Source organism: Pseudoalteromonas sp. 3D05, from assembly GCF_002723455.1.
In the GTDB taxonomy this organism is placed as follows: domain Bacteria; phylum Pseudomonadota; class Gammaproteobacteria; order Enterobacterales; family Alteromonadaceae; genus Pseudoalteromonas.
In genome coordinates, this window is the sequence record NZ_PDUS01000021.1 from 36,936 (window position 1) to 54,223 (window position 17,288).

Annotated in this window: 17 protein-coding genes and 1 pseudogene; 7 read left to right on the top strand and 11 right to left on the bottom strand. The window is 40.9% G+C overall.

Translation table 11 applies throughout. The features are described from left to right. Positions 1-92: 92 nt before the first annotated feature. The 5 genes from CSC79_RS17180 to CSC79_RS17200 all read right to left on the bottom strand — a co-directional run bounded on the left by CSC79_RS17180 (position 93) and on the right by CSC79_RS17200 (position 3,230). Positions 93-344, bottom strand: a complete 252-nt coding sequence (locus tag CSC79_RS17180; RefSeq protein WP_099296972.1) for a hypothetical protein — start codon at positions 342-344, stop codon at positions 93-95. A gap of 47 nt (positions 345-391) precedes the next feature. Next, a complete protein-coding gene (locus tag CSC79_RS17185) occupies positions 392-796 on the bottom strand; it encodes a DUF1761 domain-containing protein (protein ID WP_099296973.1) in 405 nt (134 codons plus the stop codon). Between the two features lie 229 nt (positions 797-1,025). Then, positions 1,026-1,556: a response regulator gene (locus CSC79_RS17190; protein ID WP_099296974.1), complete on the bottom strand. Its 531-nt coding sequence runs from the start codon at positions 1,554-1,556 to the stop codon at positions 1,026-1,028. Beyond that, on the bottom strand, positions 1,556-2,803 hold the full coding sequence (locus CSC79_RS17195; RefSeq protein ID WP_099297012.1) for an ATP-binding protein: 1,248 nt from the start codon (positions 2,801-2,803) through the stop codon (positions 1,556-1,558). The genes CSC79_RS17190 and CSC79_RS17195 overlap by 1 nt, the downstream gene beginning before the upstream one ends. A 22-nt stretch (positions 2,804-2,825) precedes the next feature. Further along, the gene (locus CSC79_RS17200) at positions 2,826-3,230 is read right to left on the bottom strand and encodes a DUF4440 domain-containing protein (RefSeq protein ID WP_099296975.1); all 405 of its coding nucleotides are present in this window, start codon (positions 3,228-3,230) and stop codon (positions 2,826-2,828) included. Between the two features lie 390 nt (positions 3,231-3,620). On the opposite strand from CSC79_RS17200, the gene CSC79_RS17205 reads away from it, so the two are divergent. Both CSC79_RS17205 and CSC79_RS17210 read left to right on the top strand, forming a co-directional pair. Further along, a complete protein-coding gene (locus tag CSC79_RS17205) occupies positions 3,621-4,688 on the top strand; it encodes a ketoacyl-ACP synthase III (protein ID WP_099296976.1) in 1,068 nt (355 codons plus the stop codon). A 55-nt stretch (positions 4,689-4,743) separates the two neighbouring features. Next, positions 4,744-5,130, top strand: coding sequence for a VOC family protein (locus CSC79_RS17210; protein WP_099296977.1), 387 nt, complete (start codon positions 4,744-4,746; stop codon positions 5,128-5,130). On the opposite strand, the gene CSC79_RS17215 is transcribed toward CSC79_RS17210, so the two are convergent. Beyond that, entirely contained in the window at positions 5,127-6,488 is a 1,362-nt protein-coding gene (locus CSC79_RS17215) for a leucyl aminopeptidase family protein (RefSeq protein WP_099296978.1), read from the bottom strand. The genes CSC79_RS17210 and CSC79_RS17215 overlap by 4 nt on opposite strands. A gap of 92 nt (positions 6,489-6,580) precedes the next feature. After that, positions 6,581-7,006: pseudogene (locus tag CSC79_RS17220) on the bottom strand (hypothetical protein). Positions 7,007-7,116: 110 nt separating this feature from the next. Between CSC79_RS17220 and CSC79_RS17225 the strand changes: the two are divergent. The 3 genes from CSC79_RS17225 (at position 7,117) to CSC79_RS17235 (ending at position 11,760) form a co-directional block, all read left to right on the top strand. Next, on the top strand, positions 7,117-7,278 hold the full coding sequence (locus CSC79_RS17225) for an oxidoreductase-like domain-containing protein (RefSeq protein ID WP_099296979.1): 162 nt from the start codon (positions 7,117-7,119) through the stop codon (positions 7,276-7,278). A gap of 289 nt (positions 7,279-7,567) precedes the next feature. After that, positions 7,568-10,210, top strand: a complete 2,643-nt coding sequence (locus tag CSC79_RS17230) for a TonB-dependent receptor (protein WP_099296980.1) — start codon at positions 7,568-7,570, stop codon at positions 10,208-10,210. Positions 10,211-10,317: 107 nt separating this feature from the next. Then, on the top strand, positions 10,318-11,760 hold the full coding sequence (locus tag CSC79_RS17235) for a sulfotransferase (RefSeq protein WP_099297013.1): 1,443 nt from the start codon (positions 10,318-10,320) through the stop codon (positions 11,758-11,760). On the opposite strand, the gene CSC79_RS17240 is transcribed toward CSC79_RS17235, so the two are convergent. Further along, positions 11,738-12,637, bottom strand: coding sequence for an alpha/beta fold hydrolase (locus tag CSC79_RS17240; protein WP_099296981.1), 900 nt, complete (start codon positions 12,635-12,637; stop codon positions 11,738-11,740). The genes CSC79_RS17235 and CSC79_RS17240 overlap by 23 nt on opposite strands. Before the next feature lie 141 nt (positions 12,638-12,778). Here CSC79_RS17240 and rlmF point away from each other — a divergent pair, with 141 nt between their 5' ends. Together rlmF and ltaE are read left to right on the top strand one after the other, a co-directional pair. Further along, the gene (gene rlmF / locus CSC79_RS17245; protein WP_099296982.1) at positions 12,779-13,711 is read left to right on the top strand and encodes a 23S rRNA (adenine(1618)-N(6))-methyltransferase RlmF; all 933 of its coding nucleotides are present in this window, start codon (positions 12,779-12,781) and stop codon (positions 13,709-13,711) included. A 22-nt stretch (positions 13,712-13,733) separates the two neighbouring features. Further along, the gene (gene ltaE, locus CSC79_RS17250; RefSeq protein ID WP_099296983.1) at positions 13,734-14,741 is read left to right on the top strand and encodes a low-specificity L-threonine aldolase; all 1,008 of its coding nucleotides are present in this window, start codon (positions 13,734-13,736) and stop codon (positions 14,739-14,741) included. On the opposite strand, the gene CSC79_RS17255 is transcribed toward ltaE, so the two are convergent. The 3 genes from CSC79_RS17255 to CSC79_RS17265 form a co-directional block, all read right to left on the bottom strand. Beyond that, entirely contained in the window at positions 14,724-15,308 is a 585-nt protein-coding gene (locus CSC79_RS17255; RefSeq protein ID WP_099296984.1) for a thymidine kinase, read from the bottom strand. The two genes, ltaE and CSC79_RS17255, sit on opposite strands and share 18 nt — an antisense overlap. Before the next feature lie 122 nt (positions 15,309-15,430). Next, the gene (locus tag CSC79_RS17260; protein ID WP_237114054.1) at positions 15,431-15,922 is read right to left on the bottom strand and encodes a methylated-DNA--[protein]-cysteine S-methyltransferase; all 492 of its coding nucleotides are present in this window, start codon (positions 15,920-15,922) and stop codon (positions 15,431-15,433) included. Then, positions 15,919-17,280, bottom strand: coding sequence for an AlkA N-terminal domain-containing protein (locus tag CSC79_RS17265; protein ID WP_099296985.1), 1,362 nt, complete (start codon positions 17,278-17,280; stop codon positions 15,919-15,921). The genes CSC79_RS17260 and CSC79_RS17265 overlap by 4 nt, the downstream gene beginning before the upstream one ends. Positions 17,281-17,288: the final 8 nt, after the last annotated feature.

The following is a 17,288-nucleotide window of genomic DNA, read 5'->3' on the forward strand; positions in this document are numbered from 1 at the left end:
ACCTCACTGCAATTAAAAATCTGTAAGGTAACCGTTCGAAAAATGTTACCACAATGTTTACTTTGTAACATGTCCATTGAGGCTTTGCAAAGTCACTTAAATGTCACTTTACCACCAATCATTTTATAAGCAGGTGCGCCGCGGATCATAGTTTCGCGGGCAAAGGGACGCTCGCATTGAGGGCATATACATGGTGTGGAAGTGAAGTCTTGGCTTATGCGTTCAACAAAGCACTTAACGAGTGCGCCTTTTCCCCCTTTGCGGTATTTATAAAGCTGAGTTTTACAATGCCCACAAAATATATCTACCGTTTTCGTTGGGCCTTTTTTGTTCGGTTTTGCCATAGCTCACAAGAATACAGGTTCAAATAATAGGCTTGAAGTTTATCAGCTTAAGGCAGCAAACCCAAAATTAAGCCCATGATTGTAAATTGTAAGATATGATAACCGCTGTTAATCAAAAACAATTTAAGTGGGCGTTGTTCAAACAAATAAGTGATCCCGTAAGCACTTCCTACCCAACAAAGCCCAATTAGAAAAGCCGCGCCTACACTCACGCCTAAAGTAGGGGTTGGCCCAAAAAAAAGTGACAAACTGAGGGCAATTAATAACGATAGAACGAAACTCCCGGCAAAAACCTTTTTAGGGTTTACTGTTTTCAAATCTAATTCAGTCAATCCACATGCTTCCATCCAAGCGCGTTGAAAAAGTAATGGGGAATACCAAATCCCACCTAACGCAAATGAGGATAACGCAGCAATAAAAACAGCAAAAAGGTTAACATGGGAAATATCCATAAGGGCTCATCATGACAACTTAAATAAAATGAATATTTTTACTTTAGTTAATGAATCCCATTGCGGCAACAAATGCACTTAGCAAAACAATACATACTTTAATGAGCTAAAAAAACAAAAGGTGTATCTATTTGATTTTAAAAAATTAAACCCTAACTTCCAAGAAAATCACTGTCCCTGTTTATCCTGAAAATCTGACTTTTCTGATACAGCTCTCATAATTATGCAATTACTGTTTTACAGGTTTTTTTTGTAATTTGCGCTGCAATGTACGCCGGTGCATATTTAGCTGGCGAGCTGTTGCAGAGATATTCCCTTGATTGCAATGCAGAACTTGTTGAATATGCTCCCACTCTACCCTTTCAGCTGACATCACCGAATCAGGAGAATTAACGACCTCTTTTTGCAGTTGATTATTTGGGCACAACGCATTTACTAGGGTCGGCATATCTACCGGCTTGGTTAAATAATCATTAGCGCCCAATCGCATCGCTTCTACGGCTGTTGCAATACTTGCAAAACCAGTTAATAAAACAATTTGGCAATGAGGTAATAAACCCCGCAACGGAGAGAGAAGATCCATTCCATTGTCATCAGCAAGTTTCATATCTAATAAGATATGGCTCGGTGTGACTTGCTCCGCTAGCATCAAAGCCTGTTGCCTATTATGCGCCACATTGCAAGTAAACCCTTGTTTGGTTAATCTTCTTGATAAAGTGCTGGCTAGGCTTTCATCATCATCGATTATAAGCAGTTTCATTATTCACCTTCGCTTGTTATTGCCAGTTTTACTTTTGCCACAGCACCGCCTTGTTGATGATTAAAAAGTGTTAAAGACCCCTGTAAGCGCTCAAACGTAACATTTGATAACATCACGGCTAACCCCATTCCTGAGCGGCTTGGCATAACTTGCCCCCCAAGTTGACTCAGTTGCTCTTTGGTGAAGCCCTTACCATAATCGCGGATCAACAGGTTAAGCTCTGGCTCACTACCTTGGTTGGAAAGTTGCCAGCTTAACGATAGCTGGTTTTGATTGTTTTGTTGATTTGCGGTTGTCGCGTTTTGTAATAAATTTAATAACGCGGGTAATAACATCGCATCGCTTTTAACACTGACATTGGGCGTTTCATTTTGCCATTTTAGCTGCTGATCTGGGTAGTGTAACAGCATGGTGTCGTGAATTTGTTGCTTTAGATCTAATAACTTTACAGCGTTTATTTTACTGTGTGTTCTCAATTGCGCTGACAGCTCTCTGAAATTATTTAATTGTGCTGTGCACTGTGCGAGAGGCTTTTGCATTTCAGTGATCAGTTCATTATTAGGCAGCTCTTCCTTTAGCTCTTCTAAAATCAACTGTAGGTTAGCTATTGGACTCGCCAGTTGATGCGTTATTTGTACCGCCGCACCATCAAGTGTGACAATCTGCTCGGAACGTAGCTGCTTTTCTCTCACACTAGCGATGGTTTGTTCTCGAAAACGCAAAGCACGATTCATGGCCCCAACCACCAAAGCAATTACGCTGGCACTGATCACAAAATTGACCCACATGCCGATAAAATGACTCGTCATATCCATATCATGCATACTATGCTGAGGCACTTTTAATAGTAGCAAACTGTAAGCCGTGATAGCCAAAGCTGCAATGTATACTAAGCCCTTTGCACTCACACTCACCGCAGCAATCATAATGGGTAATAGTAATAGCGACACAAACGCATTCGTTGCGCCTCCACTGAGCGATAATAATATGGCTAAAAATAATACATCCGCGGTCAGCTGCATTAACATGCCAATTTCTTTGGCTTTGTTTACATTACGATAAGCAATTACGCTAAAAATTTGAAATGCGGCTTCTAGTGAGATAACAAGCAATAACTCATAAAGTGCAATTTGATGCTCAAGCAGAAAATAAACAGCAATTACTGCAAGTAGTTGTATTGCAATTGCACCAGAACGTAGCATTAACAATCGGCTAATAGCGGGATCTGTCCGCGTTAAAAATGCCATATCAATAAACCTAAAAAAAGAGTTAATCTTCATCCATTGAGATAGAAAAAACAGCACATGGCGTTCCTTGATGAAACACCATTTTCCAAGACGAATCCGTATAGCGCCATAGTGACATTCGAATGGAATAATTAAACTCAGCCCGTGCTGAGCGTCTATAAGCAGCTTGATAGCTTAATTGAGCGATATCGTCACTGAGCATGCGGCCTTTAAAGTTTTGATTATAAAACTGTGGAACTACTTCTGTGGGAAGACGTGTGAGTACTTGAAACTTATTAAAAACCGTTCCATTACTGGCGATTTCAATAAAATCATCATCGAGTAAAGCATCTAAAGCGTTGGCCGATTGGCGAACTTCTGGTTCGAGTAATTGCCGTTCAGACTCGATTAAATGATTAAATAATGACGCCTTAATTTTGCTACCCATAGTAGCTCCTAGTGTTGTTTAAAACCCTTTTAGTGGGTTAAATCGTCACTGCCCTTTATAAATTAGCAGTTCACTTTTTTATAGATAATAACCAGTTACATACTATTACTCAACAAATCGCTAGCACAGCATAAAATGACATACGCCTAGGTTGATGTATTAATTTATCGCATTACGTTTGAACGACATAGATTAATCATATTTGTATGAATAACAATAATATCAGCCGAATTCATTTTATATAGCTAATTTGTCTACTACCATTGATGTAAATTGTTTTAAATACCAGTATTTACAGTGTAAACATGCTTCAAACTAGTGTTATAAGCTGAATTTTGGTATAAACACATCATTAATGACAGATGTCTGACCACTTAAAGAGAACACACTATGTCTTACGCACATATCACTGGTTGGGGTAAATGCATTCCACCAGCACGCATTAGCAACGATGAAATAAGCCAATTGGTTGATACTAACGATGAATGGATCACATCTCGTACAGGTATAAAAGCGCGCCGAGTCAGTCATGTGAGTACTGCTGAACTTGCAACGGTTGCAGCTAAACATGCTATTGCATGTGCTGGTATTGATGCCAAAGACATTGATCTTGTTCTTTTGGCAACGTGTACGCCGTCAACTATGGTTGCAAACACAGCTTCATTGGTACAAAAAAATATTGGTGCTATCGGCGCCGCTGCCATGGATACAAATGCTGCATGCTCTGGCTTTTTATATGCAATGCAAACAGCAACAGCACAAATTCAAGCGGGTATGATTAAAAAAGCCGTGGTGATCGCTGCTGAGCGCATGACCTGGTATGTAAACTGGGATCGTCGAGATAGTGCAGTATTATTTGGTGATGGTGCGGGTGCTGTGGTTCTAGAGGCTGCTGATACGCCTGCTGGTTTACTAGGCACCAAGACAGGCTGCGACAGTGAAGATCGTGATATTTTACACATTACCAATTTTGGCAGTGATATAGATAAATACAGCCCAGCGGGTCCATCTGATTTATTGTTTGAAGGCCGCGAAATATTTAAACGTGCCGTTAAAGGTATGAGTGAAGCTTGTGATGATGTCCTAACTCAGGCGAGCTTAAGCTTAGATGAAATCGATGTGTTAGTCCCTCACCAAGCAAACCTTCGAATTATTCAAGCAATCCAACATCGTTTAAAAGTCGCTGATGAAAAAGTGATGGTGAACATAGGCGAGTATGGTAATACATCCGCTGCAACGATAGCGATTGCGCTATGTGAAGCTGTTGAACAAGGTTTAATTAAGCCCCACGCAAATATTATGTCTGCAGCATTTGGGGCTGGTTTAACTTGGGCTGCTAGTTATATAAAATGGGGTGATCGGGTAACGCCAATTGCAATAAGCGATGCAACTTTACCACCTTGTGATAAAACAGGATTAGAGCTTGTTTCTGCAGCGGCGGCTGCATGTAAGCAATAAGTAAAATTTAGCTCGTTTAAAGCGCGAATATTCGCGCTTTTTTTATTGGAACAATATGAAACTACTCGCGATTCATCACGTTGCTATTATTTGCAGCGACTATCAACGTGCTAAACATTTTTATACTCAAATACTTAAGTTGCCCATTATTCATGAGCAATATCGTGCTGAACGAGACTCTTACAAATTGGACCTAGCACTACCAGATGGCAGTCAAATAGAACTTTTTTCGTTTCCAGATCCACCTATCAGACCTAGCTACCCCGAAGCACAGGGACTAAGGCATCTAGCATTTTCAGTCAATGATATAAAACAAGCAAAACACGTACTAGAAGCGCAAGGTGTTGATGTTGAGGAGATCAGAATAGACGAAATCACCGGGAAGCGTTTTACATTTTTCGCCGATCCCGATGATTTACCAATAGAACTTTATGAAGTTTAGTGAAAACGACTTTCTAAATAACTAAATACAGCACGCACACCGAGTGCCTCGCCGCCTGCTGGGCGACCTGGTAATGCACGTAAGTTCCACGCCATGACGTCAAAGTGGACCCAGTCAGTTGCAGGCTCGACAAACTCTTTTAAGTAAAGTGCTGCTGTAATTGCACCACCAAATGGTGTACTTGAGCAGTTAGACATATCAGCCACATCACTCTTTAAAAAGCTTTTGTATTGATCAAATAACGGAAGTTGCCAAACAGGGTCACTCACCCCCATGCCTGAGTCGATAATACCATTGGCCACATCACGGTTTGTCGAGAAAAAACCAGGCAGCTCAGTTCCTAATGCAACACGACATGCACCTGTTAAGGTTGCAAAATCAATCAATAATTCTGGGTCATCGTTTTGTGCCTCACTCAGCGCATCACACAATACCAGACGCCCTTCTGCATCAGTATTATCAATTTCTACCATGATGCCTTTACGGGTTTTAACCACATCGCCTGGGCGAAATGCGTTACGCGAAACGGCATTTTCTACAGCTGGTACAAGCACACGCAAGCGAATAGGTAAACCCGCGGCCATAATAAGCTGTGCAAGACCAATAACATGAGCAGCGCCCCCCATGTCTTTTTTCATATTACGCATGCCTGAGCTCGGCTTTAAATCTAACCCGCCAGAGTCAAAACACACCCCTTTGCCAACAAGGGTTACTAAAGGTGCATTTTTGTCGCCCCATTTTAAATCGAGCAAGCGCGGTTTATTTTCACTCGCACGGCCAACCATATGAATCGTTGGGTAGTTTTGCTCAAGCAACTCATCGCCAACCCACTCGCTGAACTCCCCTTGGTAGGTAGTTGCAAGATCAGCCATAACTTGTGATAAATGCTGTGGCATCATATCTGCAGCTGGAGTATTGACTAAATCACGCACAAGGTTAATTGCACTTGCTTGTTGATTTAAACGCGTAAATACGTCTTTGTTTTCGATTGCCAATTGAGCTTTTACTGCTGCTTTAGCTTTATATTCGTTAAATTCATATCCACCCAACATAAAGCCAAGTGCAATTTGTTCTAACTTATCATCAAGATCTTGTATTTTGTAAAGACCTTCAGGTAATTTTGATGCGAGATCGCCCGCTAGCCAAAAATCATCTAGACTTTCAACTAAACAGTAAGCATGAGCCAATGAACCTGACTGCTCATTAACAACTAAAGCTAGACCCTGCCTTTGGAAGTCACAACTTTTCAACCAATTTTGTAAAAAAATGGATTGCTGATCTAACCACTCTGAAAGGTTACTTTTTGTAACAAAAGATAAAGGTATTCCAGAAGGAGTATGACAAATTAACGCACTCATTTAACGACTCATTTAGTAAAAATTTATACCTAGCATACCAACAACCCTAAACAAAAGGTATAGCTTAAGCGTTTACTCCCTTCGTTCTGGCATTATTTTTTTACAGATTGATCATCTGAGTGATGTTTTTGCTCATCTTCAGCAATTTGCTGATCTATTTCTTTTAGCGGTTTATTAATATTAAAAGAACTAGGCAAAACATCCACGCCTACCCACTTACCAAGTTTTACAACTAAAGGAATCGTAACGGGAGCAAATGGTAAAAAAGCGAACACCCCAAGCCCTAAGCCTTTGAGAATATCAATAAATTGATTATTCGCCTGGGTTAATTCCTCTTTCGTTACATTACCGTGGGTGTAACGACGATAAATAGAGAGCATCTCTTTGGTTTCTTTTTTTTCTTATGCTAAAGCAATTTTTAACGCGACCATAGCGCGCTTAAAACGCAGTTGCTGGCGTCTTTTACCTATTTTAACAACTCTAATAGGTGCACGGTGAATTACTTTATATAGTCTCATGAAAGCATTTTCACACAGCCACTCACGTTCACAAAGTAGAATTTACATTTGCTGTGATATACTTGAGTAACTTAGAACAAAAAATTGTACCCGTGTAAATGAAGCCGCAAATGTGTGAACCAAAAACGCAAGAGAAAACAAATAAACCACAAAGACCCGCTCCCGACGAGTGCTGTGGCGGCGGCAGTTGTTGCCCGTGTGTGTGGGATGAATACCGTGAGGCGCTAAAGCAATGGCGTGATTCAACAAATAACGACGGCCAAGTTTCTTAATATGGCAAATTATTCTTATGAGCCATTAAATAAATTAAATTAATTATTTTTAAAATCAAGCCTTTTAGCTCTAATTTCGAGCAACTCGTAAAATACTCCTAGGAAAAAATCGTTATATATCATGTGGGTTAGCCACATTCAAATTTCCTCTATAGAAAAATAAAAAAAACCGTTTCTTTTTAACATCTTGCACAACTGGTTAACAATATGTATAAATAAATTACACCTATTTGATTTACAGACTAATATTGGTGTGGAAATTATAATAATTCTAACTGGGGAAATTAGAATGAAATTGAAAAACAACATGTTGAATAAAGCTGTTAAGCTTGCCTTAACTACCACAACAGCCGGCCTATTTATGTCAGGCACTGTTATGGCAGAAGAAGCACAAACGACCGAAGTTAAAAAAAATGTAGAAAAAATCGCCGTAGTTGGTACTCGTTCGGCACCACGCTCAATTGGTGACTCACCTGTACCTATCGATATTATCGGTGGAGAAGAATTAGGCAAATCAGGTAACACTGACATGCTAGAACTCCTTAAAGGGTCTGTGCCTTCTTTTAACGTTCACCAAAATCCTATTAGTGATGCTGCATCACTCGTTCGTCCTGCTAACCTACGTGGCCTTCCATCTGACAGCACATTAGTTTTATTAAATGGTAAACGCCGTCACCGTGCATCAGTTATTGCCTTTTTAGGAGGTGGTATTAATGATGGCGCACAAGGCGCTGATATCTCAGTTATTCCAAGCATTGCGTTAAAGCAAGTTGAAGTACTGCGTGATGGTGCTGCTGCACAATATGGTTCTGACGCCATTGCTGGCGTAATGAACTTTGTACTAAAAGATGCCTCAGAAGGCGGTAGTTTCGAAGTTCGTCAAGGTGAATACTACGAAGGCGACGGTGATACAACGCAAATCTCTGGTAACGTCGGCTTACCGTTTACTGATAGTGGTTTTGCAAACTTAAGCTTCCAATATAAAACAGCAGATGCAACAAGCCGCTCAGTACAACGCCCAGATGCTGCTGCACTTGCAGCTGCAGGTGTGCCAGATGTTTCTTCTTTAGCACAAGTTTGGGGCGCACCTAAAGTAGATGACGATATCTCTATTTTTGGTAACGTTGGCCTTGAGCTAACCAATGATTCTGAATTCTATATGTTTGGTAACTACTCTGAACGTGACGTGCGTGGTGGTTTCTATTATCGTAATCCAACAACACGCCCGGGCGTTTATGGCGGAAACATACGTGATGTAAATGGTGTTAATATGCGTCGCCCTGGTGATGATGATCCTCAAGGCCAAGAAGCATGGGATGCAGCAACTCCGACCGTATTAGTTGGCTCTCTCGATGGTTATGATGAACAAATTAACTGTCCTCTAGTTGAACTTCAAGCCAATGGTGCACCAGATCAAAATGCACTGGATTCATTAACAGCTGCAAATTGCTTTGCATTCAACGAAAAAATACCGGGTGGTTTTACACCCAATTTTGGCGGTAATATTGTTGACACCTCTTTAACCATTGGTACCAAAGGTGAATTCACTGGCGGTTACCTTGAAGGCGCTTTTTATGACTTAAGTGGTACTGTTGGCTTTAACGAATCACGCTACTTTATTTACGATACGGTTAATGCCTCTTTGGGTTTAGATAGTCCGCGTGATTTTAGTCCAGGTAAATATTCACAACTCGAGAAAAACTTTAATTTTGACTTATCAAAAGGCTTTGATTGGGGTTTAGCGTACGACGTGAACGTTGCAGGTGGTCTTGAATGGCATGAAGAAACCTTTACTGTCACCTCTGGCGATGTAGCCTCATTCACTGCCGGCCCATTTACGGATCAAGGCTTTGGTATTGGTTCAAATGGTTTCCCTGGCTTTAAACCATCAGATGCAGGCGAATACACTCGTCGTAACTACGCTGCTTATATGGACGTAGAAGCACCATTCACAGAAGAGTTTTTACTGGGGTTAGCACTTCGATTTGAAGACTATGACTCATTTGGCTCTACAACAAACTACAAGTTAACAGGTCAATATCACCTGACTGATGACTTAAATATTCGTGGTTCAATCAGTACTGGTTTCCGCGCACCTACCGTTGGTCAAGCCAATGTTAGTAACGTGCAAACAAACTTAAGCAGCGGTGTGTTAGTAGATTCAGCGCTATTACCACCAACGAACCCAATTGCAGTGCAACTTGGCGGTACAGAACTACAACCTGAAGAATCGCAAAGTTATACGTTTGGTGCTGTTTACACAATTGGTGACTTATTCTTTACCGTTGACTACTATAATATTCAAGTTGAAGATCGTATCAGTCAATCGGAAAAAATTGAGTTAAGCCAAGCAGACAAAGACACACTGAAAGCCGCAGGTGTACCAAATGTACAAAGTTTAGCGCAAGTAAGTTTCTTTACTAATGACTTTGATACAACCACTCAAGGTGTTGATTTGGTTGCGAACTATTCTGCTGATTTACTCGGTGGAAGCTCTACATTTAGCTTAGCGTACAACTGGAATGACACAGAAGTTACGCGTTCAAGCCCAATTACTGGTGAATTTAAAGTAAGCCGTCTTGAAAATGACTTACCTAATCATCGTTCAACACTTAGCTGGGCACAGCAGTGGGAAAGCTTTTCTGCATTTACTCGCGTAAATTACTACGGTGAATACCAAGGCGTGCATGTAGATTATGATGCAACGGCTAAAACAGCAGATGCTGCGATTACGTTAGATGCTGAAGTAACCTACTTCCTAAACGACGAAATGAGCTTCTCAGTGGGCGCACAAAACCTACTTGACCAAGATGCAGAAGAACTTGATTTTGACGTAGCACCTAACAATAACTGGGGTGGTAAGTATTATGAAACATCGCCTTATGGTATCAACGGTGGTTTCTACTACGTAAAAGCGACGTATACTTTCTAATCTAATTTTATAACGTTAATTAATGTATCTGGCGAAATGTGGAAGAGTTCTCTTTCACATTTCGCCTTTTTCGTTTTATAGTGACTAAAAAACAAATACGTAAACGCATGCTACTGAAAAAAGCCAATGAACTTTTAGCGCAGAACAAATTAAAAGACGCTGAATTTCATTATAAAACAATACTAAAAACCGACCCTCAAAATGGCAGCGCCTTATTTGGTTTAGGCCGAATAGCACTTCGTTTAGAGCGTTTTGATGCAGCCGTTTATCTTTTGCAAAGAGCGTGTGAACGCTTACCAAATATGCTCGAGCCACTGCATGCACTAGCAGATGCATTCAACGGTGTGAACTCCCCTGATGATGCGTTAACAGTATTAGAGTATGCAAAATCTTTGGCAAGCCACAACCCTGATCCACACTACTACCTTGCACAGCATTACCTAACCCATGGTGAATTAGATAAAGCCCACACTACATTTGCCCAAGCACTGAGTATCGGACTTTACCCTGTCACAGCCTACATTCTATATGAACTTGTGCAATTAGGTCGCTTTGATAAACAACACAATTACATCAGTAATTTGCATCATTTGCTAACGCAAACAAATAACCTACGGCTGAAAATGGTGTGTTATTACGCACTCGCTAAAAGTTATGACAAGCTTGATGATATCGACCAAGCTGCAAATTATTATACCCTCGCTAATAAGCAACAGTTTCAATTAGCTGATTTTAAAACGCAGCAGTTGAGTGGCTTTTATGAGGCATTGATTGAAAATCATCCCCCTTCAATTTTTACCGATATAGATAAAAACTTTACCGGCTCCGTGACCCCTGTGTTTATTGTTGGCATGCCACGCAGCGGTTCAACATTATTAGAGCAGATTCTTGCCAGTCACAGTGAGTGTGCCAGCATTGGTGAGGATATAACAATCAGCAGAGATGTTGTGCCATTTATTGAGCATAAAACACAACTTTCATACCCAGCCTGTGTAATGGCATTGACGCCTACAATAATAGAACAAGCTCGCGATATTTATACACAAAGGTTAAAGCAGGCTAAGCCTATTCGCCAATTTATGATTAATAAATTACCCGCAAATTATCAATCAATGGGGTTAATAAAACTGCTTTATCCCAACGCAATATTTATTGATATGCAACGTAACTTTGACGCAACGGCGTGGTCGGTATATAGCAATTATTTTGCAGAAAATGAGCCTTATTTTTGTTCGTTACCAGAGTTCAAAACATACTATGGTCTATATCAATCGCTGATGGAGCATTGGCATCGTTCTTTTTCTCACTCAATACTCACAGTGCAGTATGAAGAGCTTGTAAACGAGCCTGAATCACAGCTTAAAACCGTGTTCGATTTTTTAGGCTGTGAGTTTGAACCTGACTGCCTTGAGTTTTATAAGTCAAAAAAACCTGTTACAACACTCAGTAAAAGTGCTGTACGTGAACCCATTAATACCAAAGCAACGGCACAGTACAAACGCTTTGAGAAAACGTTACAGACCTTACTTAATGAGCCGCAAACCAATTGAGCAAATCAGTAAACTGATCTTGCTTTGCACTTGGGTGAGTAAGCATATTAATGTGATCATAATCATGTTGATGACCATGCTTGCGCCCATAAATTTGCAGTGATTGTTTGCCTTTGCCTGACTCATCCATAAACTTTTGGATATCAATTGGCTGAGCCAGCGCCTTATCTTTTACACCCGCAATATGCAAAGTAGGCGGTAAGTGCATATTACTAACCACTTTTGCATAGTCAAAGCCATCATCAGAGTCTACCCAGGGTCGTCTTTTGGCCCATTGCATACTTTGATAATGCGATTTTTGCGTTTCATCATCACTGCCCCATTTTAATTTTTTTGCGGGCAAATAGCCGTATTTTTTAGCTAAAATAGGTGCTAAAAAGTACCAAATAACATTACCTTGGAAATATTTTTTGGGGTGATGATTATATAAAGAACGTTTAGTACCAAAGTATGCACACGCTTTTACATCATTTATATAGTTTGGGTAACGCGCGAAAACACTATTCATCAACACGCCTCCCCACGAATGAGCAACCCAATAAGCCGGTGCTTCCCCTTCTAACTCTTTAATTTTAGCTACAAATGCGGGAATATCTTCGGTTATTGCCTCTGTTTGTCCATATTGAGCCTGAGGTGAAATAGCTGGGCGGCTCTCCCCCCTTCCTCGTAAGTCGGCAACATAGCAGACATATCCTTGCTCAGCTAAATAAGGCGCTAAGCCTTTATTACTGTGAGTGTAAAATATTTTGCCGTTTTCAACAGCGCCGTGAACAAACAATACAGCCGGGCCTGATTTAGTTGCATTATAAATGCGCCTTAAATGCAATGTTTGCTGTTCGTTGAGCTTAATATATACCGATTCTTGGGTTACAGACATAGTCACATACCGTGTTATTATTTTATCCTTTTCATACAACTCATCCTACCAGTATTTAAAAAATATAACACCGCTAATTTTACAGCACTTTTGCAATCAAAATGATAAACTACATGCTTGTTCTCTCTGCAAATAGTACCCATGAAATCTGCGCCTAAAAAAACAAAACTTCATCCTCGTAATCGCCATAACCAAGGATATGACTTTGCGCTTTTAACACACAATGAGCCTGCACTATCCCCTTACTTAGTTGAAACACCTTCAGGTCAAAAAAGTATCGACTTTAGTGACAACAAAGCAGTTAAAACGCTCAATCAAGCTCTATTAAAAAGCTATTATAATGTTAATTTCTGGGACCTACCGGCGCATAACCTGTGCCCACCAATACCTGGTCGTGTCGATTATATACACTACCTCGCTGATTTAATTGCAGATGATAATAACGGCGTGATCCCTACAGGAAAACAAGTAAAAGTTTTAGATATTGGTACTGGCGCCAGTTTAGTTTACCCGCTTACAGGCAGTGCTGAGTATAATTGGGCATTTACAGGCACAGACATTGACCCCGTTTCAGTTAAACTAGCAAAGCAGCTAGCGCAATTTAATAACCGCAAAATAAGTATTAAATTACAAAATAATCCTAAACACATTTTTCATGATGTCATTAACGCTAAAGATTTATTTCATTTAACACTGTGCAACCCGCCTTTTCATGCAAATGAGCAAGCAGCATCACAGGGCAGCGAACGCAAATGGCGTAACCTTGGCAAAGCCCCTAAATCAACGCTCAATTTTGGTGGCCAAAATAATGAACTCTGGTGTGAAGGCGGCGAAGTACAATTTATATCAACGATGATCAACGAAAGTGCTGATTTTTCAGAGCAATGTTTGTGGTTTACCTCTTTGGTATCAAAGAAAGAATCCCTAACAGCTTTACAGAAAATATTAAGCCAGCATCCAGTGGCCGATGTTAAAGTAATCGACATGGCTCAGGGGCAAAAAGTAAGCCGTTTTTTAGCGTGGTCTTACTTTGATAAATCAACACGCGAAGAAATATGCCAAACGTTAAGCTAAAGCAACGATAAGGAACTTAACAATGATCGACTTTCGTTCAGACACGGTAACCCAACCTTGTGATGCAATGCGCCAAACTATGAACAATGCCCCACTAGGCGATGATGTTTATGGCGATGATCCCAGTGTCAACGCACTTGAAAAATACGCCGCGCAAAAACACGGATTTGCCAATGCATTATTTTGTAGTTCAGGCACTCAGGCCAACTTATTAGCCTTAATGGCACATTGTGAACGTGGAGATGAATATATATGCGGCCAACGTGCCCATAACTATAAGTTTGAAGGCGGTGGCGCTGCTATTCTTGGCTCAATTCAACCTCAACCTATCGAAAACGAAGCCGATGGCAGCCTGTGCTTAAACAAAGTAAAAGCGGCGATTAAGGCTGATGATTTTCACTTTGCTAAAACCAAATTAGTCAGCCTTGAGAATACCATTGGTGGCCAAGTTCTCTCTCTTGAATACCTTAACGATGCCCGTGTGTTTGTAGACGAGCATAACCTTGCGCTGCATCTAGACGGCGCAAGAGTGTATAATGCAGCGGCTAAATTGGGCGTCGATATTACATGCATAACGAACCACTTCGATTCAGTATCTGTGTGTTTGTCTAAAGGGCTTGGCGCGCCTGTGGGCTCGGTGCTGCTTGGCAGCGAATCACTTATTGCTAAAGCACGCCGTTGGCGTAAAGTGCTTGGTGGTGGTATGCGCCAAGCAGGTATGCTCGCAGCGGCTGGACAGTATGCGCTTGAACATAACACAAAGCGCCTAGCCGATGATCATGACAATGCTCAGTATTTAGCTACGCAACTCAATACTCTGAGCGGCTTTAATGTCGCACTTAGCACAGTTGAAACAAATATCGTTTATGCTCATGTCGATAATGAGATTGACCTAACGGCTATCAGTCAACGCTTAGCAACTCAAAGTATATTGTTTTCGCCCGGTGCACCGCTTCGTTTAGTGACACACTTGGGTATCACTAAAGAATCCATCGATACATTTATAAAGGCATTAACGGCTGAGATTTAACGCCGCTTTGTAATGTTTGCGGCAAACCGAGACATATCGGTCATTGCCGCCAATTTCCACTTGATTACCATCAGCAATCGCTTGACCATTTTCATCTGTGCGCAGAACATGGTTTGCTTTTCGGCCACAATGACACACGGTTTTAAGTTCGATTAATTTATCGGCCCAGGCCAATAAATATTGTGAACCAATAAAAAGCTCACCCCTAAAGTCATTACGCAAGCCATAGCACAACACAGGAATACCCAGCTCATCGACCACATCCGTTAATTGTAAAACCTGCTCTTTTGATAAAAACTGACTCTCATCGACTAAAACACAATGGCGTTTTAGCTCAGTATTGAGGCTTTTTATCAATTCAAATACATCTTTATCTGCATCAAAAATATGCGCGTCAGCTTGCAACCCTATACGTGACGACACTTTGCCCACTCCAGCCCTATCATCAATAGCTGCTGTTAATATCACAGGCTCCATGCCTCTTTCACGATAATTAAATGCCGATTGAAGTAATGTGGTTGATTTACCTGCATTCATTGCAGAGTAATAAAAATACAGCTGAGCCATTTAATTACCTTGAACTGAAATCCAAAAAAAGAGCGAGTATGCTAGCGCATATTCGCTCTTTCATCACCTTTTATATGTCACCTTGAACAAAACCTTTTACTAATTGGCTTTTTGAAGTCTCGTTAATTAAGCAATATGCCTTCGTGTTTTAATAGCCATAATTTACGCTCTAGCCCACCAGCATAACCGGTTAATTTTCCACTGGCACCGATAATACGATGACACGGAACGATAATACTGATTGGATTTTTGCCATTTGCAGCGCCAACGGCTCTAACAGCTTTAGGGTTATTTAATGCAATTGCGATATCACTATAGCTTTGCGTTTTCCCATAAGGCACTGCTATTAACGCTTGCCAAACAGCTTGTTGAAACTTGGTGCCTTGGGTATCCAAACTTAATGAAAAACTCTGTCGTTGTTTATTAAAATACTGCTCGAGTTGCTTGGCACATTCAATAATATGAAGGTTAGTAACTTGCTCAATACTTGTTTCAGGGTATTGAGTGGGTGGATAAAAACCAACATAACTCACACCTTTGGTGGTTGCTTGAATAATGACATTATCAAGCGGGCTCATTATCTGCGTTTGAATAGTGTGTGGTGTTGTATTCATATAAGTTGTTGCCATAGTTGAAAAGTTAAATAACTACGAAATGGTGAACATGCCCCGCTCTCAAAAGCTGAGGCATTTGCTTGCGCTTTTTTAACACCTAAATCACCATCAAGTAAGATGTCTGGCTGACTTTGCCCCCGTAACTTAGCGTAATTAACCGTCCACGGGCCGATACCTTTTAGTGCCAGCCATTGATCTAAGTCCGTACAATGCGGATGTTGTTGGCAAAAGCTAGCTAAGTTAATCAATGCATTTTTACGCGCCTGCGGCATTTTAAAAAAGCTCAATTCACTGCTAGCTACCGCTGAGGGTGTAGGGAAATAAATACGCGCTTGGTCTTTTTCACCTAATTCATTAACTAACTGCGAGACTAAGTTATGGGCAGCAGTCACGCTAACTTGCTGCCCTAACACTGCCCGCATTCCTGCTTCAAAAGCAGACCAAATACCCGGTAAGCGTAAGCCCTCCGTCAACTTAAAAGCGCCGTGAACATGGGTTTTCAAATGTTGTTCTATCAAAGCAGTATCTGCATCTAAATCAAGTACACGGCGTATATTGGCCAATATAGGATGCAAAAAGCGGGGATCACTTATGTCTATTTCCACTGAAAAATAATGCTTATCTTTTACAATTGTGGCCGTAAACTGACCATGGTATTGCTCAGTCTTAAAACTACGGCCATAGCTAATGTCGGATAACCACTCAATCGGTGCAATCAATCTTTTTGCTAAAAATTGCTGTAATGCTAACCAATTATAAGGCGGCCTAAAAGGCAGCTTTAGCGTTATTTTGCTGGTATTAGGCTTAGACTTGGTGCGCATTTTACTCGGGCATATGTGTAGCTGCTGTAAAAACGCATCATTAAAACGACGGATACTGTTAAAACCCGCTGCGAAGGCTATCTCAGAGACAGGCAAGCTGGTTTCTTGCAGTAACTTTTTAGCAAAATGGCATTGATTAAATAAACGATATTGAGTAACTGAAATACCAAAATGTTGATCAAATAAACGGCGTAAGTAACGACTGGTGATCCCTAAACGTTCAGCCAATTGTTCACAACTTTGCGGCTGGCTAAAATTACTATCAATGAGAGCTTTTGCCCGCAAAGCTGTGGTTTGTGTGCCTTGCCACGCGCTACTGCCTGGCGCACTGTCGGGTCTACAACGAATACAAGGCCTAAAACCAGCAAGTGCTGCACTATGAGCGTACTGAAAATACTCTACGTTATGTTCTTTTGCGGTTGGGGCGGGACATATAGGCCGACAATAAATGCCAGTGCTTTTCACTGCAATAAAAAACAGCCCATCAAAACGATGATCACGACTTTGACGGGCACGTTGCCAATGGCTGGTATCCATAAATTAAT